This is a genomic window from Acinetobacter sp. V102_4 (genome assembly GCF_031799005.1).
In the GTDB taxonomy this organism is placed as follows: domain Bacteria; phylum Pseudomonadota; class Gammaproteobacteria; order Pseudomonadales; family Moraxellaceae; genus Acinetobacter; species Acinetobacter calcoaceticus.
Genome location: NZ_JAVQNR010000035.1, coordinates 149957 through 169800, shown reverse-complemented (window position 1 = coordinate 169800; position 19844 = coordinate 149957). Strand labels below are relative to the sequence as shown.

The 19844-nt window shown below is 38.6% G+C and carries 14 protein-coding genes; 6 read left to right on the top strand and 8 right to left on the bottom strand.

Features of this window, described 5'->3' with window-relative positions; translation table 11 throughout:
- Positions 1–66 precede the first annotated feature (66 nt).
- On the bottom strand, positions 67–2877 hold the full coding sequence (locus RMB13_RS07800) for a hypothetical protein (RefSeq protein WP_311084868.1): 2811 nt from the start codon (positions 2875–2877) through the stop codon (positions 67–69).
- A gap of 647 nt (positions 2878–3524) precedes the next feature.
- A complete protein-coding gene (locus RMB13_RS07795; RefSeq protein WP_311084867.1) occupies positions 3525–3923 on the bottom strand; it encodes a RidA family protein in 399 nt (132 codons plus the stop codon).
- Positions 3924–4150: 227 nt separating this feature from the next.
- Here RMB13_RS07795 and RMB13_RS07790 point away from each other — a divergent pair, with 227 nt between their 5' ends.
- The 3 genes from RMB13_RS07790 to fdhD all read left to right on the top strand — a co-directional run bounded on the left by RMB13_RS07790 (position 4151) and on the right by fdhD (position 9031).
- Positions 4151–5056 carry a LysR family transcriptional regulator gene (locus tag RMB13_RS07790; RefSeq protein ID WP_311084866.1) on the top strand — a complete coding sequence of 302 codons (906 nt, stop codon included), beginning with the start codon at positions 4151–4153 and terminating at the stop codon, positions 5054–5056.
- Between the two features lie 681 nt (positions 5057–5737).
- A complete protein-coding gene (locus RMB13_RS07780) occupies positions 5738–8161 on the top strand; it encodes an FdhF/YdeP family oxidoreductase (protein ID WP_311076609.1) in 2424 nt (807 codons plus the stop codon).
- A gap of 81 nt (positions 8162–8242) precedes the next feature.
- Positions 8243–9031, top strand: coding sequence for a formate dehydrogenase accessory sulfurtransferase FdhD (gene fdhD, locus RMB13_RS07775; RefSeq protein ID WP_311084865.1), 789 nt, complete (start codon positions 8243–8245; stop codon positions 9029–9031).
- A 301-nt stretch (positions 9032–9332) separates the two neighbouring features.
- Here the strand turns inward: fdhD and RMB13_RS07770 are convergent, their stop codons facing one another.
- The 4 genes from RMB13_RS07770 to RMB13_RS07755 all read right to left on the bottom strand — a co-directional run bounded on the left by RMB13_RS07770 (position 9333) and on the right by RMB13_RS07755 (position 14933).
- The gene (locus RMB13_RS07770; RefSeq protein WP_005042875.1) at positions 9333–10196 is read right to left on the bottom strand and encodes a bestrophin family protein; all 864 of its coding nucleotides are present in this window, start codon (positions 10194–10196) and stop codon (positions 9333–9335) included.
- Between the two features lie 292 nt (positions 10197–10488).
- Positions 10489–11772: a ribonucleotide-diphosphate reductase subunit beta gene (locus tag RMB13_RS07765; protein WP_005042873.1), complete on the bottom strand. Its 1284-nt coding sequence runs from the start codon at positions 11770–11772 to the stop codon at positions 10489–10491.
- A 141-nt stretch (positions 11773–11913) separates the two neighbouring features.
- The gene (locus tag RMB13_RS07760) at positions 11914–12045 is read right to left on the bottom strand and encodes a hypothetical protein (protein WP_003653490.1); all 132 of its coding nucleotides are present in this window, start codon (positions 12043–12045) and stop codon (positions 11914–11916) included.
- 56 nt (positions 12046–12101) lie between these two features.
- Positions 12102–14933, bottom strand: a complete 2832-nt coding sequence (locus RMB13_RS07755) for a ribonucleoside-diphosphate reductase subunit alpha (RefSeq protein ID WP_005042869.1) — start codon at positions 14931–14933, stop codon at positions 12102–12104.
- Positions 14934–15286: 353 nt separating this feature from the next.
- Between RMB13_RS07755 and RMB13_RS07750 the strand changes: the two genes are divergently transcribed.
- From RMB13_RS07750 to bfmS, 3 genes are read left to right on the top strand one after another with little or no spacing between them, the layout of a single operon-like run.
- Entirely contained in the window at positions 15287–15469 is a 183-nt protein-coding gene (locus tag RMB13_RS07750; RefSeq protein WP_016801725.1) for a hypothetical protein, read from the top strand.
- The gene (gene bfmR / locus RMB13_RS07745; protein WP_003653488.1) at positions 15466–16182 is read left to right on the top strand and encodes a response regulator transcription factor BfmR; all 717 of its coding nucleotides are present in this window, start codon (positions 15466–15468) and stop codon (positions 16180–16182) included. Before RMB13_RS07750 ends, bfmR begins: the two co-directional genes overlap by 4 nt.
- Before the next feature lie 32 nt (positions 16183–16214).
- Positions 16215–17864, top strand: coding sequence for a sensor histidine kinase BfmS (gene bfmS, locus RMB13_RS07740; RefSeq protein WP_231761828.1), 1650 nt, complete (start codon positions 16215–16217; stop codon positions 17862–17864).
- Between the two features lie 22 nt (positions 17865–17886).
- Here bfmS and RMB13_RS07735 read toward each other — a convergent pair whose 3' ends face one another.
- Together RMB13_RS07735 and RMB13_RS07730 are read right to left on the bottom strand one after the other, a co-directional pair.
- A complete protein-coding gene (locus tag RMB13_RS07735; protein WP_003653485.1) occupies positions 17887–18240 on the bottom strand; it encodes a hypothetical protein in 354 nt (117 codons plus the stop codon).
- A 91-nt stretch (positions 18241–18331) separates the two neighbouring features.
- Positions 18332–19750: a sensor domain-containing diguanylate cyclase gene (locus tag RMB13_RS07730; protein WP_017392320.1), complete on the bottom strand. Its 1419-nt coding sequence runs from the start codon at positions 19748–19750 to the stop codon at positions 18332–18334.
- Between the last annotated feature and the right edge of the window lie 94 nt (positions 19751–19844).

Sequence of the window (19844 nt, the reverse complement as noted above, 5' to 3'; positions counted from 1 at the left end):
AAAAACACCTTCCAAACACGAGATTTGAAAGGTGCCTTCTAAATTACTTAGGTGTTTACCAATAAATTAGACTGTTGGTAAAGCATTTAAAAGTTGGTCAGTTAATTGGTTTACCGATGTGAAAGAAATCGTATGAATCAAACTACCGCCAGTTGGGTCAGGTTCACCCACAGCAATACCTTCATTCGAACCTACCGAGCCGAGAATATTTCCTAAAATAGTATCGATACTAAGGCTGTTTTCGTCAGAGCTGCCATTGTCGATAGAAATTATTCCATCCAGACCACCCAAGAAACCACCGTCTCCACTATCAATGTCACCAATAATAGTGGTGATTGAGCCCAATAGACCACCATTTTCAGTCACAAGGTCATCACCTACAATATGCTGAATAATTGTAGAAGCCGTTGAACCATTTGTAATCAGAGTAGTAACTACACCCGTGATTGAACCGCTTGCCCCATCTAGGTCGGCGCCTGCAAGGTCAGAAATGGCTTCAAGCGTACCGTTAACACTGTCGCGAGAAGTTTCAAAAATCAGTTTTCCAAGGTCAGCAAAATCACCGACAGGATGCTCTGCATCAGGGAATACACCAATAATTGTTCTGGCAACCGTATCAATACCGCCATTGATCAGACTGGTTTTTAGACTTTCCGCGCCTTGTAGAATATCAATGCCACTTTGAATAAGGCCTGTGATTGGGTTATCACCTAGATCGCCACCGATACCACCAATGCCACCAATAATTCCAGTAATTGGGCTTAGGATGTCTCCATCACCGCCAATAAATGAGAAAGAGTTACCTAATACATTGATTGGCGTTGTGATAGGGGCAGTAACGTCAACATCATCGCCATTACCGTTGCCAATGCCGTAATTATGTTCACCGTTACCTGCTAAAATGCCATTTAATAGGCCATCACCAGAGCCGTTGCCAGAACCATCCGAACCAATCAAGCCGCCTGTTGTGTTGCCGTTATTGGTCGTGTCGTTGTCATTGACTGTATTTGAAGTGGTTGTTGGTGAAATATTAATAGAGTCTGTCGAAGAACCGCCTGCTCCTGATAGGGCATTACCCAAAATGTTTAAACTGCCAGTAAATGGAAGCGTAAAGTCTGCATCGTCACCATTTCCGTTGCCAATGCCATAGTTATGTTCACCATTACCAGAGGCCGCACCGTTTAACAGACCATCGCCAGAGCCATTGCCCGAACCATCACCAAGGCCGCCTGTGTTGGCATTATCAATAGTGTCATTGTCATTGACTGTGTTTGTTGTGGTGGTTGGAGCAATATTTACCGAGTCACTAGATGAACTGCCGAAACCTGAAAGTGAGTTTCCAGAAAAGTTCAATACACCAGTGAGAGGGAATGTGAAATCTGCATCGTCACCGTTTCCATTACCAATGCCGTAGTTGTGTTCGCCATTGCCAGAGGCTGCACCATTGAGTAGGCCATCTCCAGCTCCGTTTCCAGAACTTCCGCCAACACCTAGAGCACCTCCATCATTTCCATTATCAGTCACGTCATTGTCATTAACCGTGTTGCTCGTGGTAGTTGGGGCCGTATTAACTGAACTAGAAGATGAATTGCCAATGAGCGAGAAAGAATTACCTGAGAAGTTTAAAACACCTGTAATTGGCGCGGTAATATCTACATCATCACCGTTTCCATTGCCAATACCGTAGTTGTGTTCGCCATTGCCAGAAGCCGCACCGTTTAATAGTCCATCGCCAGAACCATTTCCAGAACTGCTACCTGTGCCGCCACTATTACCATTATCAATGGTGTCATTGTCGTTAACAGTATTTGAAGTTGTGGTTGGGGCAGTATTGACTGAACTTGATGAAGAATCACCAATTAAAGTAAATGAGTTTCCAGACAGGTTTAGAACGCCAGTAATAGGAGCGGTGATATCAACATCGTCGCCGTTACCATTGCCAATGCCATAGTTATGTTCACCATTACCAGAAGCGGGGCCATTGCCTGCACCATCACCTGAACTGTTGCCAGATCCACCAAGAGCACTCACGCCACTATCATCATTACCGTTATTCGTCACGTCATTGTCGTTAACAGTGTTTGAAGTCGTGGTTGGTGAGGTGTTCACTGAACTAGAAGATGAATTACCAATTAAGGTAATTGAATTACCAGAAAGGTTGAGGGGAATGGTAATTGGGGCAGTGATGCTTGCGTCATCAGCAATGCCATTTCCGATACCGTAATTATGCTCACCGTTTCCAGAGGCAATTCCATTTAGTAAACCATCGCCAGAACCATTACCTGCACCTGAGCCATTGCCGTTATCAGTGGTGTCGTTGTCATTAACGGTGTTCGATGTGTTGGTTGATGAGTTATTAACCGAGCTTGCGGATGAGTCTCCAATGAGTGTAATTGAGTTGCCCGCAAGGTTAATTGGAATTGAAAGTGGGGCAGTAATGCTTGCGTCATCGGCAATGCCATTACCAATCCCAAAGTTTTGTTCGCCATTACCAGAGGCCGCGCCGTTTAAAAGACCATCGCCAGAGCCGTTACCTGCGCCGCCACCAGAGGTAGAACCATTGCCATTATTAGTGGTGTCGTTGTCGTTGACTGTATTTGAGGTTGTTGTCGGAGAGGTGTTAACTGAACTTGAAGATGAATTACCTATGAGTGTAATTGAGTTGCCAGAGAGGTTGAGAGGAATAGTAATTGGTGCGGTAATACTTGCGTCATCACCTATACCATTACCAATTCCATAGTTGTGTTCACCATTTCCGGAAGCTATTCCATTAAGTAGGCCATCACCCGAGCCATTACCTAAATTACTGCTTGTGTTACTATTTTCAGGAAGTGGGATAATATTAGTAATCGAAGATAAAATACTTTTAATAAACATAATCTATTTCCATGTGATTTGTTTGAGATATTGTTATTGCTATTTATTGATTATGTGAGTCAAAGCACATAATTGAGAAAGAGTATTTAATTTTTTGCTATTTGGTGTCAAGTTGTGCAATTTGTCACTAGTGATGAAGTAAATCTTCAAACATATTTAAAATCAATGGAATAAAAATAATGGTTATTTTGAATAACATTTTTAAACATAAAAGATGAGGTGAGTTAATAATAAATTTTAATATTAAAATAATATATTTATTTTTAAATTATAAATAAAACATATTTTATCTTATTGAAATAAAGTAGATTTTATTGGATGTTAAAATTGTTTTTTTATAAGCTTTTGTTTTATATTTATTTTATTGGTTGTAATAAAGTTGAAATATTTTTCTTAATAAAGGTATGAACTTAAATAATATATATGTGTTTTGTAATCTTTTTATTTAAGTATCTATTTGGGTTTGTAAAATAATAATATGGATATAAGTTTTTATAAAAATAATTTGGTATATCTAATTTGTCGGCTGAGTTTTAGTTCGTTTAAAAGCTGATGTGGGTCAGCCGACACCTTATTTTACTATATAAAAAAAGTTTCTTTTTCAAATAATAAGATTTTAATCCTTGGTTTGGGTTAAATTAACTTTTCTATTGTGAGGATGGAATTCTAGCTGTAACTTTTATTTCAAAATCAAATCCTGCAAGCCAATTTACACCAACAGCAGTCCAATTTGGATACGGGGCTTGATTAAAAATCTTCGATTTTACTTTCATAATAGTTTCGAATTGATTCTCTGGGTCAGTATGGAAAGTCATAACATCAACAATGTCATTAAAGCTGCAACCAGCTGCCGCTAAGGTATTTTCTAAATTATGAAATGCTAGCTCAACCTGTTTTTCAAAATTAGGTTCGGGACTTCCATCGGAATGACTACCCACTTGTCCGGAAACAAATAATAAATCTCCAGATTTAATAGCAGCAGAATAGCCATGCTCTTGATAAAGCGTATGTCTGTTTTTAGGGAAAATAGGGGTTCTAGTGTTCATAGTTACACTCATTCGATAATTTTTTAGGAAAGTTTTGATTTAGATAAAGCATCATTAAGGAAAGTACAGGTGTTATTCAACGCCGCTTCAGCCGAAGGTAAAATTTCGCTAAATAAATGCCAAACGCGAAACATTTCTGGCCAAATTTCCAGTGAAAACTCGTACTCGACAAAAGATAAGATAGTGCATATATTCGGGAAAAGGATTCGCTAATTAGGGGACAATGAGTGTCCAAAGAAAATTTAGATCTTTCAGCAATTAGAATATTTGTAACAACTACAAACCAAGGAAGTTTTGTTGCTGGGGCGAAGAAGCTAGGACTAACACGTTCTGCTGTGGGGAAGGCTATAGGGCGTCTTGAATCATATTTAGGTATACGATTATTGCATCGTACAACTCGGAAAATGTCGTTAACTACAGATGGACAAAAATTCTATGAAAGCTGTGTACAAATTTTAGAGAATCTAGAAGAGATAGAAGCGAATATACGCCAAGATAAGCCTATACCGAAGGGTGTTTTAAGACTTACGTTAACTCAAGCTTTTGGACGGATAGTCGTTCTACCCCTATTAAAACAATTCTTAGAAACTTGGCCTCAATTAGGTGCAGAAATAAGCTTCTCTGATCGAATTGTAGATATAGTCGAAGAGGGGTTCGATTTAGGGATAAGAATTGGGGAGTTTGAACCAGATTCACAACTAATTTCTAGAGTAATTACTAAAGCGAATCTCTGCTTATGTGCAGCTCCCTCTTACCTAATCGAGAATGGAACTCCTCAAATTACAGAAGATTTAAAAAATCATCAAATTCTTATTTATGGATTAAAATCAAATAATTATAATTTTGATCTTTATTCCGTAGACGGTGTATTAAATACAATTAAGGGAGTTGGTCGATTAAAATTTGATAGTGGAGAAGCCATAAAAGATGCTGCGGTGGAGGGCTTAGGGATCGCTTATTTACCAGATTTTTTAGTTAAAAAAGATATTCAATCAGGGAAATTAGTGCAAATATTACCAACTTACAAAAGTGATATGATTCCTATATATGTAATTTATCCAAATAGAAAAAACCTTCCTATAAGAGTGAGGCTTTTTATAGATGTGTTAACGAAACATTTAAATTACAACTAATGTGGAAACTCTATAAAACTCATCGAAAGAGCACGAATTCTGCTTTTTAGTCCTGTTTTATTTGTTCTAGCTATTCACATGCACAGATGACTGCACAAGATGTTATTGCTTTAGATAAGGGCATGATCAAAGCATCAGGCCTAGCAGTGGGAAGTGATTTAAATGATTTCAACATTGAGTTGAAAAGGTTGTATTTGGCTATTTAAATCTGACCTAAAGATCGTACATTTTTATGAATATGTAGATATGAAAGAGGGCAGCTAATAGACCAGTTTTTTTTGAAAAATAAGCATGAAGTAAAAGTGAGTTGTTAATAATTCATTATACCTATAATGTATATTTTATCTTGGACGTACTTGAAGATTATAGATTAATAGGAGATATTAATTTAATAAAAATATTATATATAACAAATATTAAATGAATCGAGTTTAAAAAATATAATTTTCATTATGATAGAAAATTATTAATTTAAGGAAATAAACTTATAGATGGATGATCTGCAAAAAAATCGATTTAAGAACTGTTTTATTATGTCGAGTAGATAATTGTAATTTAATGAAATAAAGTGATAACAATGATGAATGATTGTCATGAGTGGTTGTAAAGTAAAGTGATCTAAAATTTTTTCATGAGCTGATTTTAGAGTAAATCAGGTAACCCAATAAAGAGGGCACTCAAATGAACAATTCAGAACAAATAAAACCTGAAGGTGAAGAGCGTCATATTCAGGAAAATACGAATTTCGCGCGTATCGAACCTTATACACATCCTGCTGGTGGATGGGGGGCTTTATTGAGTGTTGCTCGAAATTTAAAAAGGCAAGAAGTTTTCGCAAAAGGCTCAATTACTTTAATGAATATTAACCAGCCAACAGGTTTTGACTGTCCTGGTTGTGCTTGGCCTGAAAAAAAGAATGCTCATGCATTTAACTTTTGTGAAAATGGAGCAAAAGCTGTTGCATTCGAAGCAACAAGTAAAAGAGTCACTCCAGAATTTTTTGCGCACCATACTGTCAGTTGGCTAGCCGAGCAAAATGATTTCTATTTAGAGGATTTGGGACGTTTAACAGATCCGATGCGTTATGACGCAGCTACGGACAAATATGTTCCAATTTCTTGGGATGATGCGTTTCAAATCATTGCTAAGCATCTTCAAGCTTTGGATAATCCTGATCAAGCCGCTTTTTATACTTCAGGCCGAGCAAGTAATGAAGCTGCGTTTTTATACCAATTATTTGTGCGCAGTTTTGGAACCAATAATTTCCCCGATTGTTCAAACATGTGTCATGAAACGACTAGCGTGGGTTTGAAAGACTCTATTGGGCATGGGAAGGGTACAGTTACTCTAGAAGACTTTGATGAAGCAGATGCAATCTTCAGCTTTGGACATAATCCAGGTACGAACCATCCTCGAATGCTAGGTACTTTGCGTGAAGTTTCGCGTAGAGGTGGGAATATTATTGCCATTAATCCTATTAAAGAACGTGGATTAGAACGTTTCCAAGACCCGCAGGCTCCAATTGAGATGATGACTAATGGAAGTACTCCGATTAGTCGTTTTTATTTCCAGCCTAAAATTGGCGGGGATTATGCTCTTCTGTTAGGCATGATGAAACATCTTCATGAATGGGATAAACAAGCATTGCTGGCAGGTAAAGCCAGTGTATTTAATCGTCAATATATTGCCGAGAATACAGTTGGTTTTGACGAAATGTTAAAAGAAATTGATCGAACAGAATGGAGTGATATTTATAAATATTCTGGTCTTTCTCCAGAAAATCTAGAATCAATTGCTAAAATGTTCTTAGATTCTGAGCGTTCAATTTTTTGTTGGGGCATGGGGATCACACAACACAGACATGGTACGGCCAATGTCCATATGTTAGCGAATTTATTGTTAGCGAGAGGGCAGATTGGCCGTCCAGGAGCAGGCTTATGTCCAGTTCGTGGGCACAGTAATGTGCAAGGCGATAGGACGATGGGGATTCATGAGTTACCAAGTGAAAAAATGCTTGATAACATAGACCGCGTTTTTGGAATTAAATCACCTAGAAAACATGGTTATGGTGTCGTTGATACCATTAAGGCGATGTATGAAGGGGATGTGAAGGTCTTTATTGGTTTAGGTGGAAACTTCGCGGTTGCAACTCCAGATACTCCATATACGCAAGAAGCTTTAAGACGTTGTTCATTGGTTGTCAATATTGCAACTAAGCTAAACCGTAGTCATCTAGTTTGTGGTAAAGACGCATTAGTTTTACCGTGTTTAGGTCGAACAGAAGTAGATAAACAACTGAAGGGTAATCAGGCTATCTCGGTTGAAGATTCAATGAGTAATGTCCATTTGTCAGCTGGACGTAATGAGCCTGCTTCACAAAACTTACTTTCTGAACCTGATATCGTTGCGCGAATGGCTGAAGCGACTTTATCAGACTCTAAAATTAAATGGCGTTGGTATATTGAGGATTATGATCGTATTCGTGATTCTATTGAAGACGTTTTTGAAGAGTTCAAAGATTTCAATGGTCGCGTATATCAACCAGGTGGTTTCCATCTTATCCATCCTGCGAATGAGAAGGTTTGGAACACCCCAGCTGGTAAAGCCCAGTTCCTCATCACACCATTAACAGAAGTCTATAAAGATCAAGAAAATCAATATGCTGCTGAGTATAAAGAGAGCAAAGTCTATACGTTAATGACGACTCGTTCACACGATCAATACAACACGACTTTATACGGACTTGATGACCGATATAGAGGTGTTTTTGGTCAACGTCGCGTATTGTTTATGAATCAAAAAGACATTGATGAAGCAGGATTTGTTGATAATCAATGGGTTGATATTGAAAGCGTATTCTCTGATGGCGTGAAACGAGTGGTCAAAAGTTTCCGAATAGTGCCTTATAACATTCCGCAAGGAAGTTTAGCGGCATACTATCCTGAGACGAATCCTCTTGTTGCGCTTTCAAGTCATGATAAATACGCGAAAATTCCAGCCTCGAAGAGTATCCCAGTTGTTCTACATCCAGGTGATGCGCCTGAGCACTTCAATTTATTTACCGAAGTTGATCCTGAAAATGCAGAGAACAAGGTTGGAATCTAAGTATTTAGTACTTTAGTTCACTATTAGTGAAATTGAATGGCAATCTTTGATTGCCATTCTTAATTGTAAGGAAAACTAAAGTTGGAACTAAAATTGTCAGGTTATGAGTCAATTCAAATTACACGATTTGAGAAAGGCCAAACAGAGACTCAGTTTGATAAAGTTGTTCAAGAGTATCCTATTGCCTTAGTTTACAATGGCATATCGCATGCTGTTATGATGGCTACACCAACTGATGTAGTAGAATTTGCAAAAGGCTTTAGTCTTTCTGAAGGGATAGTGGGAAGTTTAAAAGAAATTTACTCAATTGATATAATTCAGAATAATTTTGGCATACAGGTTGAGATGCAGATTTCATCAAAAGCTTTTATGGCATTAAAAGAACACCGCAGAATGCTCATTGGTAGAACAGGATGTGGCTTATGCGGTATAGAGAGCCTACAACAATTACATTTTTCTTTACCAAAAATTAGTCATCCAGTTAAATCAGATTGGTTAAGTGAAATCCCTAGCGCAGTGAAACAATTAAAAAGTCAGCAAAAAATTACGGCTGTTACAGGGGGAGCGCATGCTGCAGCTTGGGTTGAGAATGGAATAATTCTAGCTTTATTTGAAGATGTTGGACGTCATAATGCATTAGATAAATTGCTGGGGCATATTTCTGCACAGAACTTTGACTTATCGAAAGGCTTTGTTGTGATGACTAGTCGAGCAAGTTATGAGCTGATTCGAAAGTGTGCTGTTTTAAATATAGCTTTACTTGCAACGATTTCGGCCCCAACGAGTATGGCAATACAAATGGCACAAACAGCCGGCTTAACTTTGGCAAGCTTTTGTCGAGGCGTTGGTTTTGTAATCTATACTCAATAAATTCTGATGCTTTAGTAATAGGTCTGGGTGGACATTCAGGTGCAAGAAAAAACAGTATCTTGCATGTGATTGCTAGACCAATAGCTCCAACACATGGTTGGATTTAAATAAATAGTCAGCTTTGCTTTGGATAAAAAAGAGGAAATAAATTTATCTATTCAACAACGTCGTATGGGTGTTTAGTCTCGCAAACAAATATTCCCACAAGCGTTTTGGTCGGAGAAAAGCAGAGAGTAGCATTAAGACTATGAACAGATACTATTTGGTATCTATAAGAAGGGATCAAATTATATTATTAATCTCATAAATGTTTATTAATTTCATATTCAATATTCGAAACCATCTTATCGAGAGGTAATCCATTAATATTTAAATTAAAAGGTTCTTCAAGTTGAGTGCTGAGAGCATCTAATCCTAAGAATAAATAAGCAATCAGGCCAACTAAGAAAGGAGTGCCAATTCCTAATGTGGTTTCTAGGCTAAATGGTAATGTAAAACAAAAACAATATACCGCACGATGTAATAGTACAGAATATGAGTATGGAAGAGGTGAGTCTTTTATTCTATCGCATCCTGCTTGGACATTACCTAAATCAGTAATATGCGTGTTTATTTGATTGTAAATAATATCTGTCACCGCTTGTTCTTTTAGTGCTGTAATCAAAACATGTTGTATTTTTTCTAAAATAAATTGAGGTGGATTTTTTTGTTCTAGTAATATTTTGATATCAGAATCGCTAAGAAAACTATAATTTGAGAGTAGGTCTGCATTTAATGGGATATTACGTAATCTATAGCGTAATATGCTACTGAATAATATTAAATAATTCAGTATCAATATTCGATAAGATTTTGTGAGTAGAAGAGTTTCACGGAGAATGTGTCTTGATGAGGCGATTAATGTTCCCCAAAGTTTTCTCGCCTCCCACCATCGATCATAGCAAGCAGTATTTTTGAAACCTAAGAAAATGGATAAAATAACACCAAATATTGAAAAGCTAATAGTAGGGAATGTTGCAATTTTAATGACATTAAAATATATCAAACTGCTAAATGCTGTTGAAATTATTAAAACTAGAAGTAGTGCAGGAAGTATTTGAGGCAAAACTGTTTCATTCCATGCAAAAAGTAAGGATATGATGCTTTTTTTGTCTCTTTCAAACATGATTTTTTCCTTTATATCTGATTTTATTATAATTTAGATATATTAGAATTAATAGAAGCCTAAACTTATCTGCTTGGATAAATTTTTCATATCGAATTTATTATTAAAATAAGTAAAATCAACATGTTGTGATCGAGTTGTGTGAAATTTAATAATCAAAGTGAATATGTTTTCATGTTGTATTATAAAAAGAAAAAATGAGCGAAATAGTTAAAATATCTATATTTTATTTATCCTATAAATTAAAAAGAGCCTAAAATTTAGGCTCTTTTTTAACTCGATCAGATCAAACTTACCAGCTTAACGCACCACCAGTTTGGTAGTCAGTTACACGCGTTTCAAAGAAGTTCTTCTCTTTACGTAAGTCCATCATCTCAGACATCCACGCAAACGGGTTGGTTACACCAGCAAATTGCTCTGGTAAACCTAACTGAGATAAACGGCGGTTACAGATGAATTTCAAATATTCTTCCATCATGCTTGCGTTCATACCCAATACACCGCGTGGCATCGTGTCACGCGCATATTCGATTTCAAGCATTGTGCCTTCAACAATCATTTGAACCACTTCTTGTTGGAACTCTGCGCTCCAAAGGTGAGGGTTCTCAATCTTGATTTGGTTAATCATGTCGATACCAAAGTTCAAGTGCATAGATTCATCACGCAAGATGTATTGGAATTGCTCAGCAACACCGTTCATCTTGTTACGACGACCCATACTCAAAATTTGAGTAAAGCCACAGTAGAAGAAGATCCCTTCAAGAACACAGTAGAACGCGATCAAGTTACGAAGTAAACGTTGGTCGTTTTCAGGTGTGCCTGTGTGGAAATTAGGATCTGTTAAAGATTGAGTATATTTCAATCCCCACGCTGCTTTACGCGCAACAGATGGAACTTCACGGTACATGTTGAAGACTTCGCCTTCGTCCATACCTAAAGATTCGATACAGTATTGGTAAGCGTGAGTGTGAATCGCTTCTTCAAATGCTTGACGCAAGATGTACTGACGGCATTCAGGGTTGGTAATATGGCGGTAAATTGCCAATACCAAGTTGTTTGCAACCAAAGAGTCCGCAGTCGAGAAGAAACCTAAAGAACGCATAACAATCGTACGCTCATCTTCAGTTAAGCCGTTTTCAGACTTCCAAAGCGCGATGTCTAGGTTCATGTTTACTTCTTGCGGCATCCAGTGGTTTGCACACCCGTCAAGATATTTCTGCCAAGCCCATTCATATTTAAATGGAACAAGCTGGTTCAAGTCCGCACGACAGTTAATCATGGCTTTGTCATCAACTTGAACACGTTGCGCGCCCATTTCTAGCTCTTCAAGGCCAGGAGCAACATCTAAATGTTCTAAGGCTGCAGAGGCTCTAGCCACCGTATCGGAGGCAACTGTTGGTCGCACGGAATGGGTTCCAGCGGATTGTGAAGTTGCCAAGCTCTGCGATGATGACTCCGCAGAAGATACATTCTGCGAATTAGTCGTTTTTTCCGATTTGACGGGCGCAGACTTGAGTTCAGGTGCAGCCGGTTTTTGCGAATCATCTTCAAAATCGTCCCAACTAAGGATAGACATTTTTGTTCTCTCTTCGTTGTGTATATCTATATTTGACATCTCTTAAACGAAGATGTCCCTACTATACGCTTTTAATGTGTAAACAAAATTAAGTTTTATTGAAGTATGACCAAATTTTGGGCCTTTGGTCTCTACTCCCTACTACTTATTTTGCTTACGCTGTTGCTTACGTATTGTGAAAAATGCGTAAACCAGTGGCATATAAAAGAAAAGAAAGGCAAAGATTAAAACTCCAACACCAAGCATATAGTTATGGCTGAGATGAGAAAGCATAATCTTTACCTCTTGTAAAATTGCTCTTTAGTGAAAAAGAGCAATTTTATTGAATGTTATTGGCAAGCTTCACAATCAGGATTGTCGATTGAACAAGCCATTGGAACTGGAGCTGCTTGGGTAAAACCATCTTCTTCAACTGCTTCAGGCTTTTTCGCTTCTACAACAGGGGCAGCAACCGGAGCCGCTTCAACAGTCGCAGGTTTAACTGCGTTTAAAGCACCTGTGTTAATTGTAGATTTTTCAGCAGAAGTTGCACCTAAAGCTCGGAGGTAGTAAGTCGTCTTAAGACCACGTAACCATGCCATCTTATAAGTGATGTCAAGTTTCTTACCGTTTGCACCAGCAATGTAAAGGTTAAGCGACTGAGCTTGATCGATCCATTTTTGACGGCGTGATGCAGCATCAACGATCCAGCGTGTATCTACTTCAAACGCAGTAGCAAAGATTGCTTTTAATTCTTCAGGAATACGAGCAATTTTTTGTACTGAACCTTCGAAGTGTTTCAAGTCATTAACCATCACTGTGTCCCAAAGACCACGTTCTTTTAATGCGCGAACGAGATATGGGTTAATGACAGTGAATTCACCAGACAAGTTAGATTTCACATATAAGTTCTGGAATGTTGGCTCAATAGACTGAGAAACACCACAGATGTTAGAGATGGTTGCAGTAGGAGCAATCGCCATCACATTTGAGTTACGCATACCGTCTTTTTGAACTTTGGCACGTAAAGTGTCCCAGTCTAAACGTTGAGTACGGTCAACTTCGAACATACGCTCTGGACGAGATTTCGCAACAATTTCTAAAGAGTCGATTGGGAGGATACCTTGATCCCACAATGAACCTTTAAATGTTGAGTAAGCACCGCGTTCAACAGCCAAGTTGCTTGAAGTTTCAATCGCGTAGTAGCTAATCACTTCCATTGATTCATCAGCAAAATCAATAGCAGCGTCTGAACCGTAAGCGATGTTCATTTCATATAGAGCATCTTGGAAGCCCATGATACCCATACCCACAGGGCGGTGTTTCAAGTTCGAGTTTTTCGCTTGTGGTACAGCGTAGTAGTTAATGTCGATAACGTTATCGAGCATGCGTACTGCTGTTTTAATTGTGCGAGCTAACTTCTCACGGTCTAACACACCACCTTGAACGTGTTGTACAAGGTTGATCGAGCCCAAGTTACATACTGCAATTTCGTCTTGATTTGTGTTCAAGGTAATTTCAGTACATAAGTTAGATGAGTGAACTACACCAACATGTTGTTGTGGTGAACGTAAGTTACATACATCTTTGAATGTAATCCACGGGTGACCAGTTTCAAACAACATAGAAAGCATTTTGCGCCATAAGTCTTTAGCACGTACTTTCTTGTGTAGCATGTTTGTTTCTTTCGCTACAGACTCATAGTAAGCATAACGCTCAGCAAATTCAGCACCAGTTAAGTCGTGCAAGTCAGGAGTTTCAGAAGGCGTAAATAATGTCCATTCACCATCTTCAAATACACGTTGCATAAACAAGTCTGGAACCCAGTTCGCAGTGTTCATGTCATGTGTACGGCGACGGTCATCACCTGTATTTTTACGAAGTTCTAAAAATTCTTCGATGTCTAAGTGCCAAGTTTCTAAGTATGCACACACTGCACCTTTACGCTTACCACCTTGGTTTACCGCAACAGCTGTATCGTTCGCAACTTTCAAGAACGGAACAACACCCTGAGACTTACCGTTTGTACCCTTAATGTAAGAGTTCAATGCGCGTACAGGTGTCCAGTCATTACCTAAACCGCCAGCCCATTTAGAAAGCATTGCGTTGTCACGCATTGCGCCATAAATGTCATAAAGGTCATCGCCAATCGTTGTTAAGTAACAACTAGAAAGCTGTGGACGTAACGTACCTGAGTTAAACAAGGTAGGCGTAGAAGCCATGTAGTCGAAGCTAGACAATAAGTTATAGAACTCGATTGCACGTTCTTCTTTATTTTGCTCATTTAACGTAAGACCCATCGACACACGCATAAAGAATAATTGCGGTAATTCGAAGCGAACGCCGTTTGAGTGAATGAAGTAACGGTCAAATAAAGTCTGTAAACCTAAATAGGTAAACTGATTAGAGCGTTCTGGTTGAATTGCTGCTGCAAGTTTCTCTAAATCGAAATCAAGCAAGTCTGGTGAAAGCAAATCAAGCTCTACACCTTTTTTCAAAAAGGCTTCGAGTGCAGTGTTTTCAGGAGTATCTGTAGGTAAGCCTAAGAACGCTAAACCTGTGCTCACTAATTCACTAGAAAGCAAACGTGCAGTCACGTAAGTATAGTTTGGTTCTTGTTCAATACGAGTACGTGTTGCCATCATCATCGTAGTGGCAATATCAGTCTCTTTTACGCCGTTATATAAGTTTTTAACGGTTTCATCGACAATAGCCTGAACGTCAATACCTTCCAAACCTTCGGCTGCTTTAGCTACAGTTGCTTGCAATGCACTTAAATCAAGTGGCTGAAGCTGACCGTTTGCATCGGTCACTTGTAACGTAGGATGGTGGTTTGAGTTCGTTTGCTGACGAGCAGTCGTACGTTGTTCGCGGTAAATTACGTAAGCGCGGGCAACTTTCTGTTCTCCGGTACGCATTAAAGCAAGCTCAACCTGATCTTGAATTTCTTCAATATGGATCGTACCGCCCGATGGTAAACGGCGAGTGAAAGTATTTAATACCATTTCCGTCAGTTGGGTAATACGGTCGTGAATACGGCTTGAATCCGAACTCTGTTGACCTTCCACAGCAAGAAAAGCTTTACCAATCGCAACAGAAATTTTCTCTGCATCAAATGCAGCAACATCTCCAGTGCGTTTGATCACCTGAATTTGACCGGGAGTCGAAGTAATTACGCTCATGCCAGCATAGCTCCATTGTCACTTTTGTTATGTTTATAGACCGTTTGAACCGAGCAAAAAGTATGCCACGATGTTTGAGGGATAAACACAAGACTTAGTAGTTAAAGTTTATTTTGAACACAAGATACGGGATTTTTCATAGCAGATCAATCTTGACTTTTTAGTAATTTTTTATCTGTATGATTTGATGAGAGATAGCATAGCAAAGCTATCAAAAAACACTTATAGATAACTTTGTGGATAACTCAAAAAACAAGCACTTAAATACAATTAAAGTAGTTAAAGAAATAATTTGTTTAATATTCATACATTGGAAATATGAATAGAATATGAAATTTAATAACAATAACTAAATGTTAAAAACACGAGAAAATTCAAAGGTTAATAAAATGCAACAAAACATGGTTGTCATGTATCAGTTTGGTGAACGCCTACTTGTTTACAATGTAAACGTGTGTATATTGCAAATGATAAACGAATGTATCTGCAAGATTTTTAAGATGCATGTAATGAGATTTATAGGGGCAATGATATGAGCCAAGAAGAAAAGTTACCAAAGATTCTGATCGTTGAAGACGACGAGCGTTTAGCACGATTAACTCAAGAGTATTTAATCCGCAACGGCTTGGAAGTTGGTGTAGAAACTGATGGTAACCGTGCAATTCGTCGTATTATTAGTGAACAACCAGATCTAGTGGTCTTGGATGTCATGTTGCCGGGTGCTGATGGGTTAACCGTTTGCCGTGAAGTTCGTCCACATTATCATCAACCGATTCTTATGTTGACTGCACGTACAGAAGATATGGATCAGGTACTTGGCCTTGAAATGGGAGCGGATGACTATGTCGCTAAACCAGTTCAGCCACGCGTACTTTTAGCGCGTATCCGTGCGTTATTACGTCGCACAGATAAAACTGTAGAAGACGAAGTTGCACAACGTATCGAGTTTGATGACCTTGTGATTGATAATGGCGGCCGTTCAGTAACGTTGCATGGTGAGCTTGTTGATTTCACTAGCGCAGAATATGACCTATTATGGTTGCTTGCATCAAATGCTGGCCGTATCTTATCGCGAGAAGATATCTTCGAACGTTTACGCGGTATTGAATACGATGGTCAGGACCGTTCAATCGATGTCCGTATCTCACGTATTCGTCCAAAAATTGGCGATGATCCTGAAAATCCAAAGCGTATTAAAACAGTACGTAGTAAAGGTTACTTGTTCGTTAAAGAAACCAATGGGTTATAAGATCTGCATAAACTTCCTATAAGGTTGGTCGAGTGTTTAAACACAGCATATTCCTGCGAATATATGCGGGACTGGTAATTCTTGTTGTTTTGGTTGCCGTTTTTGGTTATTTGCTTGTACAAATCATCAATTATCAACGGGCACAAGAATACCGAGAGTCTTTAACTGATGGTATTTCTTATGTCATTAGTGAGGGAGTCGCTCGACAACCGGGGAAGCAACAGAAAATAGACTGGGTTTCAGATGCATCGGATTTATTGGAACTTCCCATTTATTACACTGATGCGAGCAAGGTTGAGTTATCTCGTACCGAGAAAAAACGGATCGAAGCTCAAAAATCTGTTGTCCGTTACGATGCCAGTAATAGTATTGCGTATATTATTATTGGCTTGCGTGATGATCCTCAGCACTATTTATCCATAAAAGTTGACAAAATTAGTGAGCGCCAAATGAAGGCTCTCCCTATTTTTGTACTTGATTATCTAATGTTTTATCCGGGGCAAGAACAAGAATACCTTGCCAAGATTCAAAAACATTTTTCATATCCAATTAATATCTACAATATTCAAGACGTTAATCTGGATTCTGAGCAAATTGGCCGTTTACGCCAAGACCAAAGTGTCATGTTGTACAAAGATAGTGCAACGATGCGTGGCACGACCATTTCGATCGTATCTCCAATACCAAATCATCCTGCACAAGTTCTGGTTCTTGGACCGGTTCCGATGTTTAACTGGATGCCTTTACAGCTTTCAGCAGGAATTACCTTATTTAGCCTATTCTTACTGAGTTTAGGTGTTTATGGTCTCATCTTGCCGTTAGAACGTAAAATTCGCCAAGTCCGTTATGCGTTAAACCGTATGAAGTCTGGTGATTTGTCATTGCGTGTTCCTATTGAAGGAAGTGACGAAATGGCAAACTTGGCATCAAGTTATAACAACATGTCTGATCATATTCAGCGTTTAATCGAGGCTCAGCGCGAGTTGATGAGAGCGGTATCTCATGAGCTTAGAACGCCGGTTGCCCGTATACGCTTTGGTACAGAAATGTTGGCAGAAGAAGACGATTACAACCATCGTATGCATCAGGTTGATATGATTGATAAAGATATTGAGGCGCTCAATACCTTAATTGATGAAATCATGACTTATGCAAAACTAGAGCAGGGTACACCTTCATTAGATTTTGCTGAAATTGCTCTATTTGATGTATTGGATCAAGTTGCGGTAGAAACCGAAGCTTTAAAAACGCAAAAAGAAATTGAACTTGTTGCTCCTCCTGTTTATTTGAAAGTAGATGCAGAGCGTCGTTATTTACATCGGGTTGTTCAAAACTTGGTAGGTAACGCTGTTCGTTATTGTGATAACAAAGTTCGCATCACAGGTGGTATTCACAGCGATGGCATGGCCTTTGTTTGTGTTGAAGATGATGGCGCCGGAATTCCGGAACAAGATCGTCAAAGAGTATTTGAAGCCTTTGCTCGTTTAGATGATAGCCGTACTCGTGCGTCGGGTGGCTATGGTTTAGGATTGTCTATTGTCAGCCGTATTGCTTATTGGTTCGGTGGTGAAATTAAAGTAGATGAAAGTCCTACCTTAGGTGGAGCTCGCTTTATCATGACATGGCCTGCAAAGCGCTTTAAACAACCTCCTTTGAAAGCCAATAAAAAAGCACCTTCATAAAGGTGCTTTTTTATTGCATTATTTATAATCGAGTTGCATCTGGTTCCAAAATAGGTTTTCCGCTTCTTAAGCTGCTCAACGCATCGGAATTAAAGTCGATCAGTAATGAATTGTTTTTTGCATCAATCTGGTATTTTTGAATAAGAGGTTGATCTCCATTAAGCGTTTCTATTTTATATTCATCCGCAATATGCAAAATACCTTCTAGGTTTGTTGTGGTTGACGCAAAATCCTGCCTAAATATTTCATAGACATCTCGCAAGTCAAAAATTGCATTGTTAGCATCTGGATGTTTGTGAATATAGCTTTCTATATGTCGCACCAGTAACTGCGCAAACAAGTAGTAGTTTGGTTTATGCGTATATTCTAGAGTCATGCATTTTTCTCCTTATTATCTGTTATTAGCATACATGGCAAAATATAGGATATTGTATAAAATTCATTACACTAGATGATTAAATGAAAACCTATAAAGATATAAAGACCCGATTACGCCCTTGGCGTTTTGCTTGATATAAAGCGTCATCTGCTTCTTTAAATAAATTTTCAATCGCTCTATGAGAAGATGGGGAATATAAACTTATGCCAATACTGACTTGAATGAAAATTGGTAATTTTCCATAAATATAAATCGGTTGCTGGCTAATTTTGATTCTTATTTGTTCTGCAAGGTCAAAGGCGCTCTCTTTGGTGGTATCTGCAATAAAAATTGCAAATTCTTCACCGCCAAAGCGGCCCAATAAGTCATGAGGATGCAAAATATTTTGAATAGTGGTGACACAAGTTTGTAGGGCGCGGTCGCCTATTTGATGGCCGTAGTTGTCATTAACTTGTTTGAAGTGGTCTACATCAAGCATGAAAAATGCTGAGGTTTTATTTTCCTTGTATACCTTTTCTTGAAGTAATCTGACCGACTGCAAAAACTGGCGTCGGGTGAGGCTAGAGGTTAGCTCGTCATGTGCAATCGCATGTTGAAGCTTTTGAATTAACTCTGAATGCAAAACACTAATACTAGAGACGGTAAGAGGTGCAATCGTCATCATGATTAAACCAATACGAATTGAGATGGTATTGCTTAAATATTCGTTCGGATAAAGCAGAAGGTAATGTCCAGAGACATGATAGATAATATAGGCACTGGTAAAGGTCGTAATGAGTGCAACAATAATAGGTTTGTAGCGAATAGCGCACCAGATGAGTGCTGCAATCGGGTAGAGGAGCGAACCAGGGCCAGAATCATAATAGCTGGCGGCAATAGAAATAATGACGGCCAAAAAAGGTAATAGGTCAATCGCTTGTAAGCCACGATTTCTCGAAAAGTAATGCTTTACCTGACTGTATTGAGGTAGGTTCAAGATGATAGGTAAAAGAAGTAGGGCATTTTGTAGTTCTGAAGTGAACCAGTAACCGAATTCATCCCACAAATTACCAAGCATAAATTTAGTATTAAACATAGGCACAAAAGTTGCTGCAAACAATGCGCCTGCTATGCTACCTATCCCACATAGACCAAATAAAAAGAGGTAGGAATAGCCTCGATAGGCCGCTTTAATATGCTGATTAAAAAACATATAGAGGGCAAGGGTAGTAACAACATAAATGAAATTTGACGTTGTTAAAACGAGTGTGAGAGCAAATGGAGTACCTTGAAATAGGTCAGCAATAACATAACCTATGTAGGCACCTAAAAACGTGCTTGGTCGACGTGTGCTCGGAAAGCGAATGAGTAGACCGAGCAAAACAGAATTGGCTGGCCAAAAGAACGCCAGAAAACTTAAAGGACGAGATGCGATGCCAATAAAACAACATACCGTAATAATGAAGCCAAACAGGAGAAAAAATTTTAAAGAAGAGGGAAATGAAAATTCACGAAGTGAGTCTGGCATCAGCTGCCCTTAATGATAAACACTCTTATCCAAGAGTAATAAAATATTATGTATGACTAAACATTCATCATAATTCAGAGGGGAAGTTGAATAC

Coding starts and splice junctions, on each gene's coding strand:
- RMB13_RS07800 (WP_311084868.1), bottom strand. CDS start 2,877: ATGTTTATTAAAAGTATTTTATCTTCGATTACTAATATTATCCCACTT.
- RMB13_RS07795 (WP_311084867.1), bottom strand. CDS start 3,923: ATGAACACTAGAACCCCTATTTTCCCTAAAAACAGACATACGCTTTAT.
- RMB13_RS07780 (WP_311076609.1), top strand. CDS start 5,738: ATGAACAATTCAGAACAAATAAAACCTGAAGGTGAAGAGCGTCATATT.
- RMB13_RS07770 (WP_005042875.1), bottom strand. CDS start 10,196: ATGTTTGAAAGAGACAAAAAAAGCATCATATCCTTACTTTTTGCATGG.
- RMB13_RS07765 (WP_005042873.1), bottom strand. CDS start 11,772: ATGTCTATCCTTAGTTGGGACGATTTTGAAGATGATTCGCAAAAACCG.
- RMB13_RS07760 (WP_003653490.1), bottom strand. CDS start 12,045: ATGCTTTCTCATCTCAGCCATAACTATATGCTTGGTGTTGGAGTTTTA.
- RMB13_RS07755 (WP_005042869.1), bottom strand. CDS start 14,933: ATGAGCGTAATTACTTCGACTCCCGGTCAAATTCAGGTGATCAAACGC.
- RMB13_RS07750 (WP_016801725.1), top strand. CDS start 15,287: ATGTTAAAAACACGAGAAAATTCAAAGGTTAATAAAATGCAACAAAAC.
- bfmR (WP_003653488.1), top strand. CDS start 15,466: ATGAGCCAAGAAGAAAAGTTACCAAAGATTCTGATCGTTGAAGACGAC.
- RMB13_RS07735 (WP_003653485.1), bottom strand. CDS start 18,240: ATGACTCTAGAATATACGCATAAACCAAACTACTACTTGTTTGCGCAG.
- RMB13_RS07730 (WP_017392320.1), bottom strand. CDS start 19,750: ATGCCAGACTCACTTCGTGAATTTTCATTTCCCTCTTCTTTAAAATTT.